Below are 221 nucleotides of genomic sequence, written 5' to 3'. Positions count from 1 at the left end.
CGCTGCCGGGGTCGGCCGAGGAGCTGCCGATGACGCCGCTCTGCACGGCGAGGAAGAACGCCACGAACAGCGCGCCGAGCAGGTTCCCCAGCAGGACCATGGTCTGGTTGCGGGCGACGTCGCCGATCGACAGCTTGCCCTCGAGGGCGCCCAGCGGCACCAGCATCATGTTGCCGGTCGCCAGGTCCGAGCCGGCCACGACCACGAGGATCAGGCCGAGC

At 71.0% G+C, this 221-nt stretch carries 1 protein-coding gene; it reads right to left on the bottom strand.

Annotated elements, in window-relative coordinates:
- Window positions 1–221: formate/nitrite transporter family protein (locus QWY28_RS24040; protein ID WP_300955409.1), on the bottom strand; the 221-nt coding region annotated here is incomplete at both ends.

The sequence above is a fragment of the Nocardioides oceani genome, assembly GCF_030412965.1.
In the GTDB taxonomy this organism is placed as follows: domain Bacteria; phylum Actinomycetota; class Actinomycetes; order Propionibacteriales; family Nocardioidaceae; genus Nocardioides; species Nocardioides oceani.
The sequence above is the reverse complement of the archived record's forward strand: the minus strand, read 5'-3'. Positions and strand labels throughout refer to the sequence as shown.